We start from the raw sequence: 18,666 nt of genomic DNA on the forward strand, positions 1-18,666 counted from the left end.
ATGAAACCCGTAGAAAGGTAACATAAATAGGGAGTTTTTTAGGGATAACTGTTTCACAAGAAAGAATTAATTTGTTGGGTCTTAATTTGAGTGACATCATTAGCTTAGAAATTAATGATGAAATTATTATCAAAAAACAAAAGAAGGTATCGCTACCTAAGGATGTTGATCCTGTGTTTTGAGATATTGTTTCTAATGTATTCGAAAGATATGATGAAGCTCTAAAGGGTTTGGCGAACCGTTAGAGAGGAAGGAGTAGTAAAATATATAACAACAACCGAAGTAATCCTTCTTAATGAAATTGTCATTAAGAGCATAACACCAAGTGAATCCGTAGGTGTAAAAGAGTTGGGGCTTTTAGAATCTACAATAGACCGTCCTAAATCTTCAGTATTTGGAGATGATGCTTATCCTACAATTTTTGAAAAAGCAGCCGCATGATTCGAATCAATAGGGAAAAATCATGCTTTGTTAATGCAAACAAAAGAACTGCATTAACAGCTATAAACTTATTATATGTTTACCATAATTATAATATGTCTATTGAAAAATTCTAAGATAGGTCACATATCTTCAATGCGAAAGAAGTTATACGAAAGTAAGCCATATAAAGAAGATGTAAAACTTTGTATATCGTAAAAAATTGTGTTTCGCACTTTGCTGTTATCATAGGAAAACACTTAGGTATCTAAGTCATTTTTCAATGCCAAAGGCCCCTCATCACTAATATAACCCTTATTGTTCTTTGATTTATAAGAATATGTAGTGTAAGAATGTTCTCATCTATACTTGAAAAAAGCATATATATATAAAGGGGGAAAGTGAGATAGATGGGAGGAATTATCGTGACTAAAAAATTACATTTGGGTTGTGGACGAACTATTTTGAAAGGGTGGATTAATTTAGATATGATGCCTATGGAAGGAGTAGATGTAATAGCAGATTTAAATCAATGCAAAGTGGAGCCTTTACCGTTCGAAGATAATAGTGTAGACGAATTTTTTGCTTCGCATGTACTAGAACATATTCATAATTTGTTAGACTTAATGGAGGAATTGCATCGTATTGCGAAAGCAAATGCAACGATGATTTGCCATGTTCCTTATGGATCTAGTGATGATGCATTTGAAGATCCTACACATATCCGGCAATTTTTCTTAAACTCTTTTTCTTATTGTTCACAACCTAGTTATTGGCGAGCGGATTATGGTTATAAAGGAGACTGGTCGATTGAAAAAATAACTCTAATTGTAGATGGTGAAACTTATAAAAATAAATATGCTAAAGAAATTTTGGATGATGTCTACAAATATAGAAATGATTGTAAAGTTAAAGGCCATTAAACCTATAAGAGAAGCAAATCAAAAATTATTAAACAACGCTCCTATTGAAATTCAATTAACTGCACTCAATTCACAAAAAGCATAACTACAGATATACAACAGATAGGTAAAGAAGGGTATCCTCTCCATCAATTGAAAGAGCATTATGCTCTTTCAATTGATGTTTGCAAATTTTGTTTTAGTCACTATTAATGAAATTGGCTACATTCATCTATTATAAATTATATTTTAGAAATTCTAGATTCTCTAAATAATGAATATTTCTTTTTTTAAACTATCAAATAATATATATTTCCCGCCATTAATGTGCTCTAAATTAAAAACCCCATCCTTATAGCTTATTAACTCGATGTAAGTGTCTTTATAAAAAATTTCAAATATTATTAAATCTTGGTATTCTCTCCATGAAATCATTTCTCCATATACCATTGCATATCACTGTAGATGACTATAGATAATTCTTTTTAACAATTTTTTATCTGTTGATAAAGATATATCTATATTGTGTGTAAAGGGTGAATTCCAATCTGGAGCTGTAGTCTTTATTATTAAAGCCTCGTATTTATATTGCTTATATTTTAATGTCATTATACAAACCTCCTATATATGTATACTATGTTTAAACTAAAAAAATTGTGAGACAGTCCGTATGTTTTTAATAACTACATACAACATAAGTATATTATTCTTAAATAATATGGACGGGTGGATGGTTCTTTTAGAGATATAGGGAGCACACATAGATGCTTTGGATTTGAAGCAGTCTATTTGTTGTTGTTTTCTGCTTTGGACCATGGTATTTTTACTCATATTTAAACTAAATAAAAAGTAAATTAGCAATGTGAGTTTGCTCAACAATTTTGGTTTTGACAATAGCAAAAAGATTTGAATTAAAAATAATACTGCTTTTGTAGTAAGCGGTATATTTAACCTCCTGGACTAGGAAGTGTACTAGTTACTGCATAAAGTCTGTCACTTGTCATCTGTTAACAAATAATTAAGGGTGGGGAGAATACATCATTTGAAATTTTACTCATTCTGTTTTTGGAAATATAGTTTACTTTCGAAAATTTTAGAACAGAAGGTCAATACACCTTGGTAATGTCCTTTTTAAAAGGTTATTATTATAGCCTTGATATATTTTATACTCTAGTATATTGAACTTAGTGAGTTACTCGTAACTTACTTTATACATATAGCATATAGAAATGGAGGAGCTTAGCTTGCAAAAACACTATAAAAAATTAGCAGTCGTTATACCGCTTACAAGTATGTCAGCGATTGCACCTGTTACATCCTTTGCAGCGGAAACACAAAAAGCTGATATTTCATCATCCCAGGAAGGATTGATTCAAGGTTACCAAATGGAAAATGGTAAGATTACAGCCCTTCCCGAACGAGAAAACCCATCGTCTTTCGGCATGGGATGAAAGTGAGGTTGGATACGGATGGTGATATCACCCGGGTCTTCCACTACTCCCAGAAAATCCATATAATCCAATTCCTGATCATGGAACGGCATACGTTGAATCGACAGATATAGGAGATACTGTTTATTTCCCGCCATTTGATAAACCAATGGAGGATTGCTAGGCGTAAGGATTAAGTCGCTTGCACTCATTGATGGGAAAAAATATCCGACAATAGGGTATTTTATTCAAAAACAAGCGAATGGACAAATCAGAGATGGCTATTATAATTCAGCAGATTTATCTTTGATTGCAGATTCAAATCATGTAGCAGATTACGGCTATACACCGTCCGTAATTGATGCGATTCAAAAAGATTTAAATCAAACATACAGCGTGATATGGGATGGAACAAGCAAACTAAAACGAGAAACAAATTATCAACTGCTTCCAGATGCTTCGGGTCTACAGAATGATGCAGCTGCATTAGCAAATACAAATTACGCATATGAAGGTTCAAAATATTACTTCACAGTAACACCTGGATCACACAAGAACAAAGTAGCAACATTCACAAGGGTGTTTTAGGTGGCGCACAATCGAAAAAAGAAAATTATACATTAAGGAATATTATTATTATATGAAAGAGATGTTTATTTTCTATTTGGGTCAGTGTATCGACCCTAGTCTATCAAATCGTGTACGTACAGACTGTGTAACAAAAAACATTATTTTTTTATGTGAAAAATGTTTGTTTTTCGAGAGTTAGTTAAACCCTAGTTATATAGATTTACTTAAAAAATACGATAAACCCTGCTTTGGTTTTTTTCTAAAGAGTGGGTTATGCTAATCAATTCGTTCAAGGGTATAATTTTTTTATAAAATAGTGAGAGAACATGAGAGAAATAACGAATAGATGTGGCTGCTCTCTGTACAAAAGAAAACGAAGTCTGTCGTAGGACTTCGTTTTCTTAACATACCAGAAATCACACTAATTCATAATGAGTTTTTACATTTTTTCTGTAATTATATTGATTTACGCACGATTTTTCAAACTTGTAACGTTGTTAACTGTACCTGCAGTACCTTCAACATTTTCAATTGTTTGAGGTATAAACTCTTTTACAGATTGTAGATGATTTTGAACAAAGCATTTAATCCCTATCGAAAGCGTTTCTACATCTTCAACAGATAGATTATATTGTTCTTTTACAGAGCTGTTATGATGGGTAGGAAAATGATCAATTGGAACTTCAAAAATCATAATTATTTTTTCACTCCTATGTAGTGTAGGGTTTTTATGAAATTACCTGTGTATAAAAAAGTATTTTTGAATTAAGATAATAAATCAATCAAAGTATCTAATCCAGCAGCGATAGTAGGTGGGGATGCGAGTAACCCGCCTGCTAGAAGTAATGCAAGTATAGGACCCATATAAATCAACTCCTTAAATATATTTAAACAACTTTATAAGTTTATAATGCATTAAAATGTTGTTAAAGAGATACTTTGTCCTGTAATAGGACAAAGTAAGATTATTGATACGTTTTTAGAAAGTACTTTTTTCTATAAGATGGGGATGACACATGACTATACACCACATAATATATAGATTAGAAATAAAATGTTTTTGTGTGTATAAAAAGTACAAAATGGAGTTTATGTAGTGATAGAATTAGAACGCAATGGTCTAATCGTGTTATCAAAAAATCACGTTTTTGATGAGGTTAAAAACTATGTGAAATAAATTTTTTAAAAATACTATCAGAATATAAGTAACAATAACAATCATTAAGGATTTTTAATGTTAACGATTGCATATAACGGTTTAAAATATGTCTGTAAGACCAATCTGTAATAAGATTATAGTTTTATATTTTATAGATTGAACAATGTATGTATCGTCAACTTTATCACATCCTACAAGTTAATTTGTAAATGGTTTTCAGTTTCATTGTTCACCCAGGAATTCATAATCTTCTTTAAAATATTAAAAGGGAATTTTTGTATCTAAAAAATTTAAAATGTACCATTTCGTCCTTATAAAAGGATAAAAGAAGATTGTATTTTGGGTATAAATTCTATAAGGTAAGCGCATACCATATAAAACATATATCGGGAGTGTGATACACAATGAAACCAATTTTAAAAACAAGTATAGCTCTAATGCTAGTCTCTCTTTCTCTCATGGGGTGTCAGTCGCCATCAACACAGCCGAAACAAACATCTTCACTAACAGAACAACAAGTCATGGCAGATGCTTGGTATCAAACGGCTGGAGAAGCCAAAGCGCTCTATCATCAAGGATATAATCTAGGAAAAATGAAATTAGACGCGGCGCTTGCCAAAGGTACCGAAAAAAAGCCTGCTGCTATTGTTTTAGATTTAGATGAAACAGTCGTGGATAATAGTCCGTATCAAGCTATGACTGTGAAAGAGAAGAAAGGATTTCCCTATAAATGGGAAGAATGGATTCAACAAGCGACAGCAGAAGCCCTCCCTGGAGCTGTTTCTTTTTTACAATATGCAAATGAAAAAGGTGTATCAATCTATTACATTTCCAATCGCAAACAAAATCAGTTAGACGCCACTTTGCAAAATTTACAGAAATTGAATATCCCACAAGCTGATAAGGAGCATGTTTTATTGCAAGGAAATGAAGAAAAGGGGAAGGAAGAGAGAAGAAAAAAAGTTGCGATAGAACATGATATTGTTCTATTTTTTGGAGATAATTTATCTGATTTTACGGGATTTGATGAGAAATCGGTACAAGATAGAAATAAAGCGGTCGAAGAGATACATGAAGTATTTGGAGAAAAGTTTATTGTGTTCCCAAATCCGATGTATGGGGATTGGGAATCAGCTTTATATCAATATGATTTCAAAAAATCAGATGCTGAAAAAGACAAAATCCGTAAAGATGCATTGCGTATATTTGAAGGTGGAAAATAATGGAAGACTAAAGAATAATAAATGTTTGCTATGATATTCTATTGTCTGTCATTTATAAGGTTGAGCGAATGCGCTCAACCTTTTTTCAGTGTGTCAGGTATAGAAATTATTTAAGTGGTGAAACTCTACTGTGGAGGTATACATTGACCAACGACTAAGGGAGAGTAGAATAAAATTTTGGATTGACGAACAGAAATCTGATAGGAAGGCTTCTGAATAAGTTATAATTCAAAAGATGTTTTTAATACGTATTTTTCTTTTCCATAGAGGCTCCTTACTTATATCAGCAGATACCTTGCTGTACAGAACATAAATACCAATTAAGATATAGTATTCCGTTGCCATAAACTTATAAAAATCTATAAATCATGTTTTTGAATATTCAGAATGAATTATTTAATTACTGATGCTGGTTCTCCTTTTAAATAGGGATGTTTTTGCCCAAATCCCTGAAATGGAGGAATTACTCATTGTCAAAAAGTTACGGTTTTCTGTACATGTCAAAAAGAAATCTCTATTTGTATGTTAAGATACTTTGCACTAGAAGTGTTAATTTTTCATTATAAATTGACCAAATCTGCATTTTATCTTTATGTACAAGGATTAATATATATTTTATAAATAAAAATTTACATTTGAATAATCACAAGAAATTCTACATTACTAGTTATACGATCACTTGTAAATTAAATACTGAAAGGAAGATTGAAATGTTAAAAAAAGTATGTGTTTCTCTACTTATGGGAAGTGTTGCTTTGTCTTCTGCAGCCTATGCAAATAATGGAGCTGAACAAAAATCAACTAAAGTAGCTCAAGATACTTCACATGAGAAAAAATCGACTACAGAAACTCAAGATACTTCGTATAAAACTATTTTTAAAGATAGTGTGTTTGTGGGAGATTCCATGACAGAAAGGCTCAAATCTGGTGATTTTTTAGATGGTAATAATGTTGTTGCTGAAAATGGATCCGATACAATAAAAGCTTTAAATCTAGTTAATGAGATAGCGACAAGAAAACCTGAACATATTTTTATCTCTTTGGGAGGTAATGATTTAAAACGTTTCGCAGAAAAAGAAAATAAACCTGCTGAAGGGCCAGTCGAATTTGTAACATCAAGTTATGCTAACTTATTAAAAAAACTAAAAGAAAAACTTCCAAATTCAAAAATACACGTTTTATCTGTTACCCCAGTCTCCGAACAGGCTTTGAAGATAGGTCCCGAATATAAAGAGATAGGTAATTTAAATGCGGCATTTAAAGATTTAGCAAATACTGAAAAAGTAGATTTCGTTGATTTATCTCCAATATTTGAAAAACATAAAGTCCCATATGTGGACGAAGAAAGAGAGGGTGTACATTTTAAAGATGATTATTACCCGCTTCCTCTTGAATATTTGAAAGACAAAGCTAAATAGGGTTTTGGGGTGATATCAACGCAAATATAGCCGATAAGTTTGTTAAAATGATTAACCGATTCCCTATGAGTTAAGGGATTGGTTTTTTTAAAAATTATGTCTAAATGTACGATTTTCTTTTTTGGGTCTTGTGACCCTTAATAGCGGATATGCCCATGTTGATGCAAATAATACAGGCTCAACCAAGAATGACAATCCATTTTTAAAAGTAGGGCAACCAATTGATATAAGCGACGACAATTTACCATTCTGACAAGTACATTAATGTATGAGGAGTATTTTTATGAAAGATGAATAGAAATCACTTTCCTTTTTTGTGGGATGTAAAAAATGCTTTTATTATGGTAATGGTGTTTTGGGTGTTTATGTTTTTAATTTGTAGTGACTTTCTATTAAAATAATATTATTAAATAAAATGAGAAAAAAGGTGGGAAGTTATGAAATCTACAGGAATGAAAAGAAAAGTAGATGAATTGGGTCGGGTTGTACTACCAATTGAATTAAGACGAACTTTAGGAATAGCAGAAAAAGACCCAATAGAGATTTTTTGTAACTAAGCGGAGTAGTTACAAAGGTTGGAAAGTAAAATGGGGATTGAAAAAGGCATACTGGGAGTGAAAATAGAGGAATTCAGCGTACATTTTGAAATCCCTGAAAAAACGACCTCTCAGTTTCTTCTATATGAGATATTATGACTATAGCTAATGGTTTTATATAATAAACAACAAAAAAGCTTTGTGTACAGCGGAATCTCTTTTAAATAGAGTTGTGTATTTTGTAGCAATGAGTAGATAGACATGCATGTATAACAAGTGATTGAAAAAATAAAACATCGCTATTCGGAAATCCCTATTAATGAAGAATGTACGTGAAATTATCCACCATTTATAGATAATTTCACATACCATATTGTATATAAAAATAACTACCCAAACACAAACCAACAAGTGTTGCTTCTTCGCTCCATTCTCCGATACAAGAGAGTCCGTCTCACTTAACGAAAGAACTTATTATTTCTCAGTTAATAAAATAGATAAATATGGTATAATTATATTTGGGTGAAAATCCAACATAAAAGTAAAGTAGTTATTAAGTGAAAAAAGGCACTCGTTGGAGTGTCCTTTTATTTTATGTATAGAAAGTTCACAGATTTTAGAAGAACTGTTATACTTTAAATGCACAATATAGAAAGCTAGGCAGTGCTGTCTCTTTGTTTATATTAGTAAGTCCATGGAAATTATGATAGAATGAGTACAACTGTATAGCGTGGGGTGGTTGGTTGCTGTCCTTTCTCTTATATATTAGAGAGAAAGGAGGTGACTCCTATGATGGAATATTTACTGTCTTTGATATTAAGTCAATAAAATAGACGTAACTACTCAGCTTAGTTAGGAAAAAGGGCATACCAAATACATGTTTTCCATTCGAAAACATGAAAAAGAAAATACTTCAATAAGAAAAAGAATCTAGATCAAATAGAGAAATTCTCTTATAAAGTCATGCGATTCCAAGGAATCGTTCCGGTTTCTATAACCTGGCCTATCGCTTGTAAGACAGATTGTTTTTGTTTTTTCATGGTACTCATAAAGCTTCGTATCTGACAAAAAGATTCTGCGCCTTTTTTACTTCGGAAAGTTCCAGACACTTTCTGTTTTACTTTCGTCATTCGGATATCCCGTTCCGCTTGATTGTTATCAAATGGAATGTCTGGATGTTCTAAGAATGCTAAAATTCTGTCAGCATATTTGACGAAGCGATTCCATAAATTTTGAGCAGGCGTCTGCTTTCTTTTCTTTTTTAATTCTGCAGAAAAGACTGGTTGTTCTTTCAATATGGATTGATAAACGATAAATAGATTCTGTTGCTCCGATTTTGGCAGACTTCCTTTGTATTGCTTTTTCAGCGTGAAAGCCTGCGTTAGAAATTTCTGCATCTGTTGTGCCCATTTTTGTCCGGTACTATCTATAATTCCTTGCAAATCTCGCAAGAGATGGGCATTACATAATACATGACGACAATCTGTATACGCATCATACGATTTCCAACCATCATGCATTGCAATTCCAGAAAAAGACGGTAAAATTTCTCCCGCATTCATTGCTTCCTTTCCGCGTTTTTGATGAATATGTTGCAATGTCACCTCCGGTGTACTAGCAGTATGTAACCATTGTGTTTTATTTTCTACTCGCATACCGGTTTCATCAAAATGGACAACAGGAGACTGAAGAATCTTGTCTTTTACTTCTTGGAGAAAGGGCTGTAATTGAGCCGAAAAACTGTTTGTATGATTTATCAAAGTTCCTTCACTAATCGAATGTCCAAAACAATCTTGAAAGAATTCTTTTGTGCGTTTCAAAGAAAGACACTGATAATGTGTTAAATAAGGAACCAGTCTTTTTATATTTGGACCATATTGGACAGGACGAGAGACGGTAGAAGGAAACAGGGCTCCTTGGATGGCATGGCAATGTGGGCATTCTTTTTGTGACACTTTATGTTCCGTCACTTCTATCTGGATAGGTGGTAAATCATACACTTGGCGAATGCGGTATCCTTTTACAGGTTCTTGGTGTAAGGACGTGTTACAACAAGTACAATATGTAGGAGAATACGTAATTGTATGGTCTGGAGTCGCTGTCAAACCAAGAGTATGTCCTTTGTGGCCCAACTGGCCACCCGTTTGACGATGAGACGATTTGCGTAAACTTTTTGTAACAGGCTTACGCAAACCATCTGTAGAAGGTGGTTTATGACTATTTGTAGAGTTTTTTTTTGAAGCATTTTCTAGTTCGAGTATCCGTTTTTCTAACTTAGAAAATGTTTCTTCAAATAAAGAAATAACAGCTTCAGGTCCTTTTTTATATGCATCTAAAATGATTTTTCGATCGACCATCCTATTCACCTCCCTGTTTGATATACTCAGTATTTACAAATAGGAGGCATATGAAACTAGTAAAATTTAAAAAAACACCAAAAGGTAGCTGAGTAGTTACAAAAATTCGTTGAGAAACTGAAAACAAAATATGGTGAAGATATAAAAATTAAAGCTGGCTATGAGGCTGGTTGTTTAGGGTATTCACTCCATAATCTTCTTGAACAAAATGGGATTGATTGTGATATTTTAGCTCCAACAACCATGTACAGTTCATCTAAAAATAAGATGGTGAAAAACGACAGATTCGATGCTAAAATGATTGTTCTGAATTTAGCTAATGGCACCTATAAAGAAGTATATGTTCCAGAAGAAGAGGATGTTGCCGTAAAAGAGTATGTCCGAATGTTAGGTGATTTTAAAACATCATTGAAGAAAATAAAACAACAGATAAAAGCATTCCTTTTAAGACATGGCTATGTGTATGAAGGAAAAACAAGCTGGACAATCGCTTATATGAAATGGTTAAAGAATCTTGATGTGCAAGGATTATTAAAAGAAACGTTAGACGAATACCTATTACAGTACGATGTTTTAGTTGACAAAATTGAGCGGTTTAGTCTGAGGTTAGACGAATTATCTCATAGTGAAAGATACGAAGAATCAATCGCAAAGTTAAGATGCTTAAAAGGGATAGACACAACATCAGCAATGACTGTTCATGTGGAAATTGCTGACTTTACTCGGTTCCCAACGGTTAAAGCATTTATGGCTTATGTAGGGTTGACGCCAAGTGAAAGCTCAAGTGGGGAGAGAATCAGTCGAAGTTCGATTACAAAGCAAGGTAATTCGACCGTCAGGTCTACACTTGTAGAATGTGCAAATTCCTTGGTAAAAGGAACAGTTGGATTAAAATCAAAACGAGTGAAAGCAAGACAAAAAGGCCAACAAAGCGACGTAATTTCCTATGCGGATCGGGCAGTAGAACGGTTACAACGAAAATATCATCGAATGATGTATCAAGGGAAACCTCGAAATGTGGCCATTACAGCTATTGCAAGAGAACTTGGGTGTTTTATCTGTGGATTAGAAACAGGTAAAATTCACTGAAAATAAAAGAAGAAAGGATATGAAGTTGATTGATTCATAGTTAGAGACCGAAGGTATCAATTGATGGCATAGATGAGCTTCAGAGATAGTGAATTACAGGTCTGGCTTATGACACCCCCTCTTCTGGCGCAGCTGAAATTCTAATATAAGTTACTTCTATAACCATGTCCAAAACAGGAAACTACAATGTGTCAAAGGAATACCCCTCATGTTTTTATCCTTACATGTATTTTCAATTGAAGATTACATCTCTTGTACATATAATTCTTCATGATATTCGGTCTCCAAAAGAGAAAAACCTTTCATTCTAGCAGTTTCGCTATATTTCTCAAAATGTTTCGCTTATATACGATATATAATAGAGATTACCTAGCGTCATTTTCTAGGGGTATGGAAAAAGGAGGGGAAGAGGATGAAAAAGGGAAGCCAAATATTAGTTGCTTTCTCACTGTTTTTGCTCGGACTGCCTATCGTTTTTTTTACTTTTATCTCATGGAAATATAAAAAACCATCTGAAGGTTCTGTTGCAAAGTTTGAAAAAACATCAACCTGCTTACAAAATACGGTTGTAGTTTAAGCAGTTCTAAATAACTGCTGTAATTCCTTGTACGTTGAAAAAGAGAAGTCTGGAATGTGACTTCTCTTTTGTTTATATATGGCATGAACCGTTTCGATTCCTTTCAATGTACGTGAAGCATGGCGCAGATTTTGAAATCCTGCGGATTTAACAAAACGTCGTTTGATATGTCTATGGTCTTGTTCGATGAGATTATTGAAATGCTTAACAGTACAATGTTTCGTATGCACATAAAAGCCATTATGTTTTAGTTTTTTGAACGCACAAAGTAAAGCATGATCCTTGTCTGTTGTGAGAACCGTTGGTTCTCCAAAAGCTTTCACTAACCTTTTCATAAACATATAGGCTGCTTGATGATCTCGCTTTTTGCGAAGTTGAATATCCAATGTGTGACCTTCCTTATCAATCGTACGATAAAGATAACGCCACTTTCCCTTGACTTTGATATAGGTTTCATCTAAATGCCGTACGGAATGTGCTGATTTATTTTTCTTCTTCCAAATTTGATAAATGATATTTCCATATTCATGGACCCAACGCATAATAGTTGTAGGATGAACTGAAACACTACGCTCTCTCAAAAGTTCAGATACGTCGCGATAGCTTAAAGAAAAACGACAATAGTAGCCGACAGCTACCAAGATAATGTCTCTCTCGAATTGTTTTCCTTTAAAATATCCCATATGTTATGCTCCTCATCTCATTTTTCTACGGTCTAGCTCAGCTCCAAAAACTTTGCAACGGAACCATCCTGGTTCAGGCGGAAGTGGAAAAGCTTCTGGAGTGAAAATACAATTAGAATACGATTTACTGAGTGGTCAGTTTTTACATGTTGCCTTGGGACCTGCGAAAGAAAATGATGTGAACTACGGTAAAGAAGTTCAACCTACCGTTGATTTGCAAGATCTTTGTATACGGGATTTAGGTTATTTTAGTTTGATTGATTTAGATGGCATCCAACAAAAAGGAGCCTACTATTTATCTCGGCTCAAAATGAATACCAAACTGTTTCAAAAAAATGAAGAGGTCCCTACATTTAAAAATGGAGCTAGTAAGAAAAAATATCAATATACCATGATTGATTTAGAAGCGATTATGGAACAGTTACAACCAGGGGAATTATATGAAATTCCTGTTGTCTATGTTGGGCGTGATTATTTACTTCCCGTAAGAGCTGTAATTTATAGGCTTACTTCTGATCAGGAAACACAACGTAGAAAAGATCGAGCATACAAAGAGAAAAAGAAAAACATAACGTTTAGTGACCGGACAAAAAAATTACAAGGCATCAATGTATACATTACAAATATTCCATCGGAATATGTTTCTAAAGAAGCTATCCATGAATTCTACTCTCTTCGTTGGCAAATAGAAATTATCTTTAAAACCTGGAAATCTATTTTTCGTATTCATTCCAATACAAATGTGAAGAAAGAACGATTAGAATGTCATATCTATGGGAAATTAATTGCGCTTTTACTCTCTTCTACTGTGATGTTCCAAATGAGACAAATATTGTTGATAAAAAAACAAAAAGAATTAAGTGAATGGAAGGCTATGTATATGATTCATGATTATTTCCGCGTATTATATCGACAAATACAAGAACAATCGAAGCAATTACTAACAAGTTTTCTTCGTTTATTCCACCTACTTGATAAAAATGGACGAAAATCACATCGGTATCGGAAGAAAACTGTATTTGATATTTTAGGTACTGCATATGAGCAGCATATAGAACAATAAAATGAATACATACACTTTTTAAAATTGTAGCCCGCTAGGGTTATTTCATATGCCCTTTTTTATAAAGATTCCTAATATTCCATAATCGAAAAAGAATTTGTATGTATTTTTGTTAATTCAGTTTCCTTAGCTTGATGGCGATGGGGTATGACAACACATCCATCAACTTAAGGATTTAGACTATTCTTAAACTTAAAAGCACGTTACTATTCTCTTATGTTAATGAGAAAGGGTGACGTGCTTTTTATGAATATGCATCAAAAACAAGAGCTGTCTTTATTCGCCGAAGAGTTATATCGATATATGTCTCCCACTACACTTAATCAATTAGCTATAGAAGCAGGTGGAATGAAACGAAAACGTAAGTGCCATGGGCACCATTTTTTATCTTTGTGTGTATGGTTAAATCAACAAATCGCTACAACCTCTCTTACTCAACTTTGTAGTCAATTAGAAACTTCAACAGGAATTTTATTAAGTCCTGAGGGACTGAATCGACGATTTAACTCAGCTTCTGTAGCCTTCTTTCGAAATGTATTTACTACACTTCTACAATTTCTCATTCTCTTTCTGCTTACTTTGAGCGGATTCGCATCCTTGATTCTACAACCTTTCAAGTTCCAGATCGATTCGCAACTACTTATCCTGGTGCCGGAGGCTGTAGTCATACAGCTGGTGTGAAAATTGAACCAGGAAAACGAAGTGATCAGGCATATGGGGCGACTCGAATGGACATGACACAAAAGAATGAACGGTTCTGGTGCAAAAAAGTTAGGTTAATTGCAAGTAATCTTCTAATTTGGGACATACGGATACGATTACTCTACAAAAGGGATGTAATCAGTATGAAAAAGGACAATTTGTTTAAATGGAAGCATTACCAACCAGATATAATTTTATTAACTGTACGTTGGTACCTACGGTACAATCTAAGTTTTCGAGATTTGGTGGAAATGATGGAAGAAAGGGGATTATCCTTAGCACATACAACGATTATGCGCTGGGTCCATCAATACGGACCGGAACTGGATAAACGTATCCGATGTCATCTGAAACAAACAAATGATTCATGGCGAGTGGATGAAACGTATATAAAAGTAAAAGGGCAATGGATGTATTTATACCGTGCGGTTGATTCTGAAGGAAATACGATTGACTTCAATCTTAGTAAAACTAGAAATCATAAGGCTGCAAAGCGATTCTTTAAGAAAGCTTTGCAATCTTTTCATGCCTCAAAACCTCGTACAATTACAATTGATAAAAATCCTGCTTATCCAGTTGCTATCACCAAATTAAAGAACGAGAAAAAAGTGCCGTTAGGCACTCAAATTCGGCAGATAAAATATCTAAATAACGTAGTGGAGCAAGACCATCGCTTCATTAAAAAACGTGTACGCTCTATGTTAGGTTTTAAATCTTTTGGCACAGCTACATGTATGCTTGCGGGAGTAGAAGCCATGCACATGATAAAAAAAGAACAGGTGGATTTACAGAATCAGTCTGTTCGCAATCAAAAAGAATTTATTCATCAATTATTTGGATTCACAGGGTAAAGAATGATTCCAGTAGGAATCCTCATTATTTTTTGGGAATGTATCCTTTATTTGCACCAGAACCAATTTTCATGTATATTCCTCCTGAACAAGTGTAGTGAAAAAAATCTTTCATACACTAATTATATAGGGTGGGATTTTATATTAACAGATATAAAAGATACTTTTCAAAATGTACTTTTCTTTTGATGTAAGATTTCATATCAGGATAGCGTTGTCTAAATCCTAGAATTTTGGGAGTAAGCGTATGCAATTTAGAGGTTATACTCAATTTCAAAAAGTGTAGTTTTATGACACGGTTAAAAATAGAGTGCCATGATGAGTACTAAATCTAAAAAGTTATTAGCTGTTGTACCATGAGCAGGTATGCTTAGATCGTCAGTTATTGCTTTTACTCTAGCGCCAACAAATTCTTAAGTAAACAACAAGCAACGAATCAAGATGTTAAAGCAAATTTTTTAAATTGGTTCAAAACAGGGGAATGAGAAAGTTACTTTAAAAAAATCTTTCAAAATATATACAATGAAATTGACATAATGAAAAACGTTCAATTTTTAGCTAACCCCGGGTCCGGGTGTCAAGGATTTGGGCAAAAAACAACCTATATTCAACTACACTATATCAAGAATATTTACCATATGACTTTCCCTAAAATATGATCTATTGGAATTGGTCCAATTTCTCTGCTATCTTTACTATTGTTACGATTATCTCCCATTACAAAAATATGATTTGGAGAAACGACCCATTGGTCCTTTATAAGAGCATTCATCGGTTCTTTTATATAAGGTTCCTTTATTTTTTTGTGATTTCGATACACATAGCCATCTTTAATTTCAATGCTGTCGCCGGGTTTTCCTATGACACGTTTTACATATATGCTTTTATTTGTATCCCCTGTAAACATAGCGATTAAGCCAATATCAAGAATTTGATTTTGAAGGGTTTCTGCTTTTCCTAATTGACTATCAATTATAACGATGTCGTTATAATCAGGTTCTGCTGAAAAAGTATGTACGATCTTTGACACAAATAGTAATTCTTGATTGGAAAGCGTTGGGTCCATAGAATGTCCTTCCACTCTATACGTTTGAAAAATAAACATATTGATAACCACAGTAAAAATAAAAGCTACTATTAAAATGCCAAACCAACGGCCAAATTTTTTCATGTAAGAACTATCCTTTCTTTTGCTGTATAATTCATACTGTTTTGTCATCTAAAAAAACAATAATGTGAGGAAAAGTATCTTTGTTCACATTATAGCTACATATGTGCTTATGACAAGGATCTTATAGCGTGAGGTACAATATAAGATCCTTGCTATTCAGAAATATGCGCGTTACTTATATCACAATCCTGGCGTGATTGGATACTTTACTAGATTACCTAATAAAATCCAGTGTTATGCAAGGAATTCAAATAAAGTTGTAGAGCTAAATCGTAAGGAAATGGACTGATTCCAAATCAAGTTTATAATCAAAGATTATAGAGAATGCGCAGTACTTTAAATATTTATACTTAATTTCCTTTTGTATGTTGAGGAGCAATAAAATTCATGCGTATTTGTTATTTATACACTTCAAATGGTTCTATTGCAAAGTTAAAAAAGTATAACTAGGTCGATATAGTAAAGATAGAATTTAAGCAATCATCATTAACTGTTGTAATTTTTGGTATGCTGAAAAGACTTCGTCTTCGTTTGTAAAGGGCATGAAGAGCCTCAATCCCTTTTATTGTACGTGAGACATGACGAATACTTTGAAATCCTGCAGATTTAGCAAAACGTCGCTTTATATGCCTATGGTCTTGTTTAATAAGATTATTTAAATGTTTGATTATACAATGGATTGTACGTTTATAAAAGCTTTGTTCTTTTCATTTGTTGAACGCGCAAAGTAACGCTGGAGATTTGTCTGTTGTGAGAACCGTTTTTACTAATCGTTTCATAAAGACATATGCAGCCTTGTTGTCTCGCTGTGTACGAAGTTGAATATCCGTCTTTATCAATCTCACGATATAAGTAACACCATTCCCCTTGACCCTTATATAAGTCTCATCCAAATGCCCAAATAACCGTGCCATATTATTTTTCTATTTCCAGATTTGATAAATAGGGTTACCCTATTCATGAACTCAGCGCACGATGGTAGTCGGGTGAACTGAGATTCCACGTTCTTTTAAAACTTCAGAAACATCACGATAGCTGAAAGAAAAACAACAGTAGTAGCCGATGGTTATCAAAAGAATATCTTTTTCGAATGGTTTTCTTTTAAAATATTTCATGTGTGATCCTTCTTGCTTCTTTTTTCTAGAGTGTAGCCTCATTTAAAAAACTTTGCAACAGAACCAAACCATCTATGCTATATACAAACAAAAGAGAAGATATTTCAGATTTCTCTTTTTTGACATACAAAAAATTACAGAAGTTATGCAGAACCAAACTTTGCAACAGAATCCTGTATCCTATATATGTAAGTCGAATCCTTGTAAAAATGAAAGCGTTTAAACAAACTTTCTCAAAGGTTATTTTCGTATTCTTCGCCGTCCCCTTACCTTGTTATAATCAAGGTAGATTCAGAAAAAACATTTCACAAAGGGGGCTTATATGTATGAAGAAAAAATATTATAAAGTATTGGCTATCTTTCCATTAGCATGTATGTTAAGTACACCCATGCTAGCAGCACCCGTTTCTACCTTTGCGGCAGAAACACAAAACGAACAAGGAACAAAAGCTATTGATAGGGCAACATTTGAACAGGATTTGAAGTATGCAATGACAAGTATACCCGCGATTATTCAACCTAATGGTACTGGAAAAATATACAATCCATTTCACACCACCAATCCAGCTATAATTAATATGGTATTTTCTTTAGAAAACTTTAAAGATGTCACTGCTACAGAAACAAAAGATATAACAACAGCGGACGATATGCAAGAAGCAACGTATGAAAATGTCACAGATTTAAACCAAACACATATCACACCGTCTAAAACGATTACCAATACAGATTCCTTTACGTATTCCAATTCAGAAGGAGCAAAATTAGGTGTAGAATTAGATCATACATTCAATGCAAACGTAAGTATCCCAGGTGTAGGAGGGGCCGGTGGCTCTACAACGGAAAAAGTGTCTACTGAATTCTCTTATAATCATACAAGCTCGAATACAACCAGCCATACAGAACAAATTACAATACCTTCTCAGACTATCGTAGCGGCACCACATGGAACGACACACTATATAGGGAAAGTACAACGGGTTGAATTTTCTGGAACAACGGAGAATACAGGCTATATTACAGGTACTATAGAAGCTGAGACAAATTTCCGTAAAGCTACCGAATATGGTCCAGGGACCGGTCCTTATGATTATACGCAAAATGGAAAAGAAAAAGTAGATATCTATGATGTATTTAAACAAGCGCTTACAAATCCAGCTTATAGGGGCTTACCAAATTATATAGAATTAGATAATGTAAATAAAAGAGTCATTTTAAAGCAACCAATTACTTCTACCTTCACAGGAAAATTAGGATTTAAATCCGATGCGAAAATTGAATTTATACCAAGTGATCCAAATAAACCAAAAGTTCAAATGTCTTTAACCGACTATCAAAACCCTGAGAAACGTGCTCAATTATTAAAATAACGAAAAAAAGATTTTATTATGCATGAGAAT

13 protein-coding genes and 5 pseudogenes are annotated in these 18,666 nt (G+C 33.5%); 13 read left to right on the forward strand and 5 right to left on the reverse strand.

Features of this window, described 5'->3' with window-relative positions:
• Window positions 1–845 precede the first annotated feature (845 nt).
• The 3 genes from AC3WVZ_RS29560 (at window position 846) to AC3WVZ_RS29570 (ending at window position 3,340) form a co-directional block, all read left to right on the forward strand.
• Window positions 846–1,343 (forward strand): class I SAM-dependent methyltransferase, encoded by a 498-nt coding sequence (locus AC3WVZ_RS29560; protein WP_425594318.1) that lies wholly within the window; start codon window positions 846–848, stop codon window positions 1,341–1,343.
• A gap of 1,223 nt (window positions 1,344–2,566) precedes the next feature.
• Window positions 2,567–2,773 carry a hypothetical protein gene (locus AC3WVZ_RS29565; protein ID WP_233936796.1) on the forward strand — a complete coding sequence of 69 codons (207 nt, stop codon included), beginning with the start codon at window positions 2,567–2,569 and terminating at the stop codon, window positions 2,771–2,773.
• Window positions 2,774–2,929: 156 nt separating this feature from the next.
• Complete coding sequence (locus AC3WVZ_RS29570; protein ID WP_233936797.1) at window positions 2,930–3,340, forward strand: hypothetical protein; 411 nt, start codon at window positions 2,930–2,932, stop codon at window positions 3,338–3,340.
• A 448-nt stretch (window positions 3,341–3,788) separates the two neighbouring features.
• Here the strand turns inward: AC3WVZ_RS29570 and AC3WVZ_RS29575 are convergent, their stop codons facing one another.
• A complete protein-coding gene (locus AC3WVZ_RS29575) occupies window positions 3,789–4,016 on the reverse strand; it encodes a hypothetical protein (RefSeq protein WP_233936798.1) in 228 nt (75 codons plus the stop codon).
• An 869-nt stretch (window positions 4,017–4,885) separates the two neighbouring features.
• Between AC3WVZ_RS29575 and AC3WVZ_RS29580 the strand changes: the two genes are divergently transcribed.
• The 4 genes and pseudogenes from AC3WVZ_RS29580 to abrB all read left to right on the forward strand — a co-directional run.
• Entirely contained in the window at window positions 4,886–5,704 is an 819-nt protein-coding gene (locus AC3WVZ_RS29580) for a 5'-nucleotidase, lipoprotein e(P4) family (RefSeq protein WP_233936800.1), read from the forward strand.
• Window positions 5,705–6,414: 710 nt separating this feature from the next.
• Window positions 6,415–7,122, forward strand: coding sequence for a GDSL-type esterase/lipase family protein (locus AC3WVZ_RS29585; RefSeq protein ID WP_233936801.1), 708 nt, complete (start codon window positions 6,415–6,417; stop codon window positions 7,120–7,122).
• 169 nt (window positions 7,123–7,291) lie between these two features.
• Window positions 7,292–7,375: pseudogene (locus tag AC3WVZ_RS29590) on the forward strand (single-stranded DNA-binding protein); the annotation flags it as partial.
• A gap of 184 nt (window positions 7,376–7,559) precedes the next feature.
• Window positions 7,560–7,670: pseudogene (gene abrB, locus AC3WVZ_RS29595) on the forward strand (transition state genes transcriptional regulator AbrB); the annotation flags it as partial.
• Between the two features lie 941 nt (window positions 7,671–8,611).
• Here the strand turns inward: abrB and tnpC are convergent.
• Window positions 8,612–10,015, reverse strand: a complete 1,404-nt coding sequence (gene tnpC / locus AC3WVZ_RS29600; RefSeq protein ID WP_233935410.1) for an IS66 family transposase — start codon at window positions 10,013–10,015, stop codon at window positions 8,612–8,614.
• A 96-nt stretch (window positions 10,016–10,111) separates the two neighbouring features.
• On the opposite strand from tnpC, the pseudogene AC3WVZ_RS29605 reads away from it, so the two are divergent.
• Both AC3WVZ_RS29605 and AC3WVZ_RS29610 read left to right on the forward strand, forming a co-directional pair.
• Window positions 10,112–11,104: pseudogene (locus AC3WVZ_RS29605) on the forward strand (IS110 family RNA-guided transposase); the annotation flags it as partial.
• A gap of 412 nt (window positions 11,105–11,516) precedes the next feature.
• Window positions 11,517–11,681: a hypothetical protein gene (locus AC3WVZ_RS29610; protein ID WP_233936803.1), complete on the forward strand. Its 165-nt coding sequence runs from the start codon at window positions 11,517–11,519 to the stop codon at window positions 11,679–11,681.
• Here AC3WVZ_RS29610 and AC3WVZ_RS29615 read toward each other — a convergent pair.
• Complete coding sequence (locus AC3WVZ_RS29615; protein ID WP_233936804.1) at window positions 11,678–12,364, reverse strand: IS6 family transposase; 687 nt, start codon at window positions 12,362–12,364, stop codon at window positions 11,678–11,680. The genes AC3WVZ_RS29610 and AC3WVZ_RS29615 overlap by 4 nt on opposite strands.
• Here AC3WVZ_RS29615 and AC3WVZ_RS29620 point away from each other — a divergent pair.
• From AC3WVZ_RS29620 to AC3WVZ_RS29630, 3 genes and pseudogenes are all read left to right on the forward strand, one after another.
• Window positions 12,327–13,427 (forward strand): IS4 family transposase, encoded by a 1,101-nt coding sequence (locus tag AC3WVZ_RS29620; protein ID WP_282082065.1) that lies wholly within the window; start codon window positions 12,327–12,329, stop codon window positions 13,425–13,427. The genes AC3WVZ_RS29615 and AC3WVZ_RS29620 overlap by 38 nt on opposite strands.
• 246 nt (window positions 13,428–13,673) lie before the next feature.
• A pseudogene (locus AC3WVZ_RS29625) lies at window positions 13,674–14,185 on the forward strand (transposase); the annotation flags it as partial.
• A gap of 87 nt (window positions 14,186–14,272) precedes the next feature.
• Entirely contained in the window at window positions 14,273–14,980 is a 708-nt protein-coding gene (locus tag AC3WVZ_RS29630; protein WP_233936899.1) for an IS6 family transposase, read from the forward strand.
• Window positions 14,981–15,611: 631 nt separating this feature from the next.
• Here the strand turns inward: AC3WVZ_RS29630 and lepB are convergent.
• A complete protein-coding gene (gene lepB, locus AC3WVZ_RS29635) occupies window positions 15,612–16,151 on the reverse strand; it encodes a signal peptidase I (protein WP_233936650.1) in 540 nt (179 codons plus the stop codon).
• 472 nt (window positions 16,152–16,623) lie between these two features.
• Window positions 16,624–17,266, reverse strand: a pseudogene (locus AC3WVZ_RS29640) (IS6 family transposase).
• 326 nt (window positions 17,267–17,592) lie between these two features.
• Here AC3WVZ_RS29640 and AC3WVZ_RS29645 point away from each other — a divergent pair.
• A complete protein-coding gene (locus AC3WVZ_RS29645) occupies window positions 17,593–18,636 on the forward strand; it encodes an ETX/MTX2 family pore-forming toxin (protein ID WP_176116697.1) in 1,044 nt (347 codons plus the stop codon).
• The last annotated feature ends 30 nt before the right edge of the window (window positions 18,637–18,666 follow it).

This window comes from Bacillus sp. CPT56D-587-MTF (assembly GCF_058792335.1).

Bases quoted from the DNA above. Each gene is read 5' to 3' on its own strand.
- AC3WVZ_RS29620 (WP_282082065.1), top strand. From the start codon at position 12,327: ATGTCTCTCTCGAATTGTTTTCCTTTAAAATATCCCATATGTTATGCT.
- lepB (WP_233936650.1), bottom strand. From the start codon at position 16,151: ATGAAAAAATTTGGCCGTTGGTTTGGCATTTTAATAGTAGCTTTTATT.
- AC3WVZ_RS29610 (WP_233936803.1), top strand. From the start codon at position 11,517: ATGAAAAAGGGAAGCCAAATATTAGTTGCTTTCTCACTGTTTTTGCTC.
- AC3WVZ_RS29585 (WP_233936801.1), top strand. From the start codon at position 6,415: ATGTTAAAAAAAGTATGTGTTTCTCTACTTATGGGAAGTGTTGCTTTG.
- AC3WVZ_RS29645 (WP_176116697.1), top strand. From the start codon at position 17,593: ATGAAGAAAAAATATTATAAAGTATTGGCTATCTTTCCATTAGCATGT.
- tnpC (WP_233935410.1), bottom strand. From the start codon at position 10,015: ATGGTCGATCGAAAAATCATTTTAGATGCATATAAAAAAGGACCTGAA.
- AC3WVZ_RS29615 (WP_233936804.1), bottom strand. From the start codon at position 12,364: ATGGGATATTTTAAAGGAAAACAATTCGAGAGAGACATTATCTTGGTA.
- AC3WVZ_RS29575 (WP_233936798.1), bottom strand. From the start codon at position 4,016: ATGATTTTTGAAGTTCCAATTGATCATTTTCCTACCCATCATAACAGC.
- AC3WVZ_RS29630 (WP_233936899.1), top strand. From the start codon at position 14,273: ATGAAAAAGGACAATTTGTTTAAATGGAAGCATTACCAACCAGATATA.
- AC3WVZ_RS29580 (WP_233936800.1), top strand. From the start codon at position 4,886: ATGAAACCAATTTTAAAAACAAGTATAGCTCTAATGCTAGTCTCTCTT.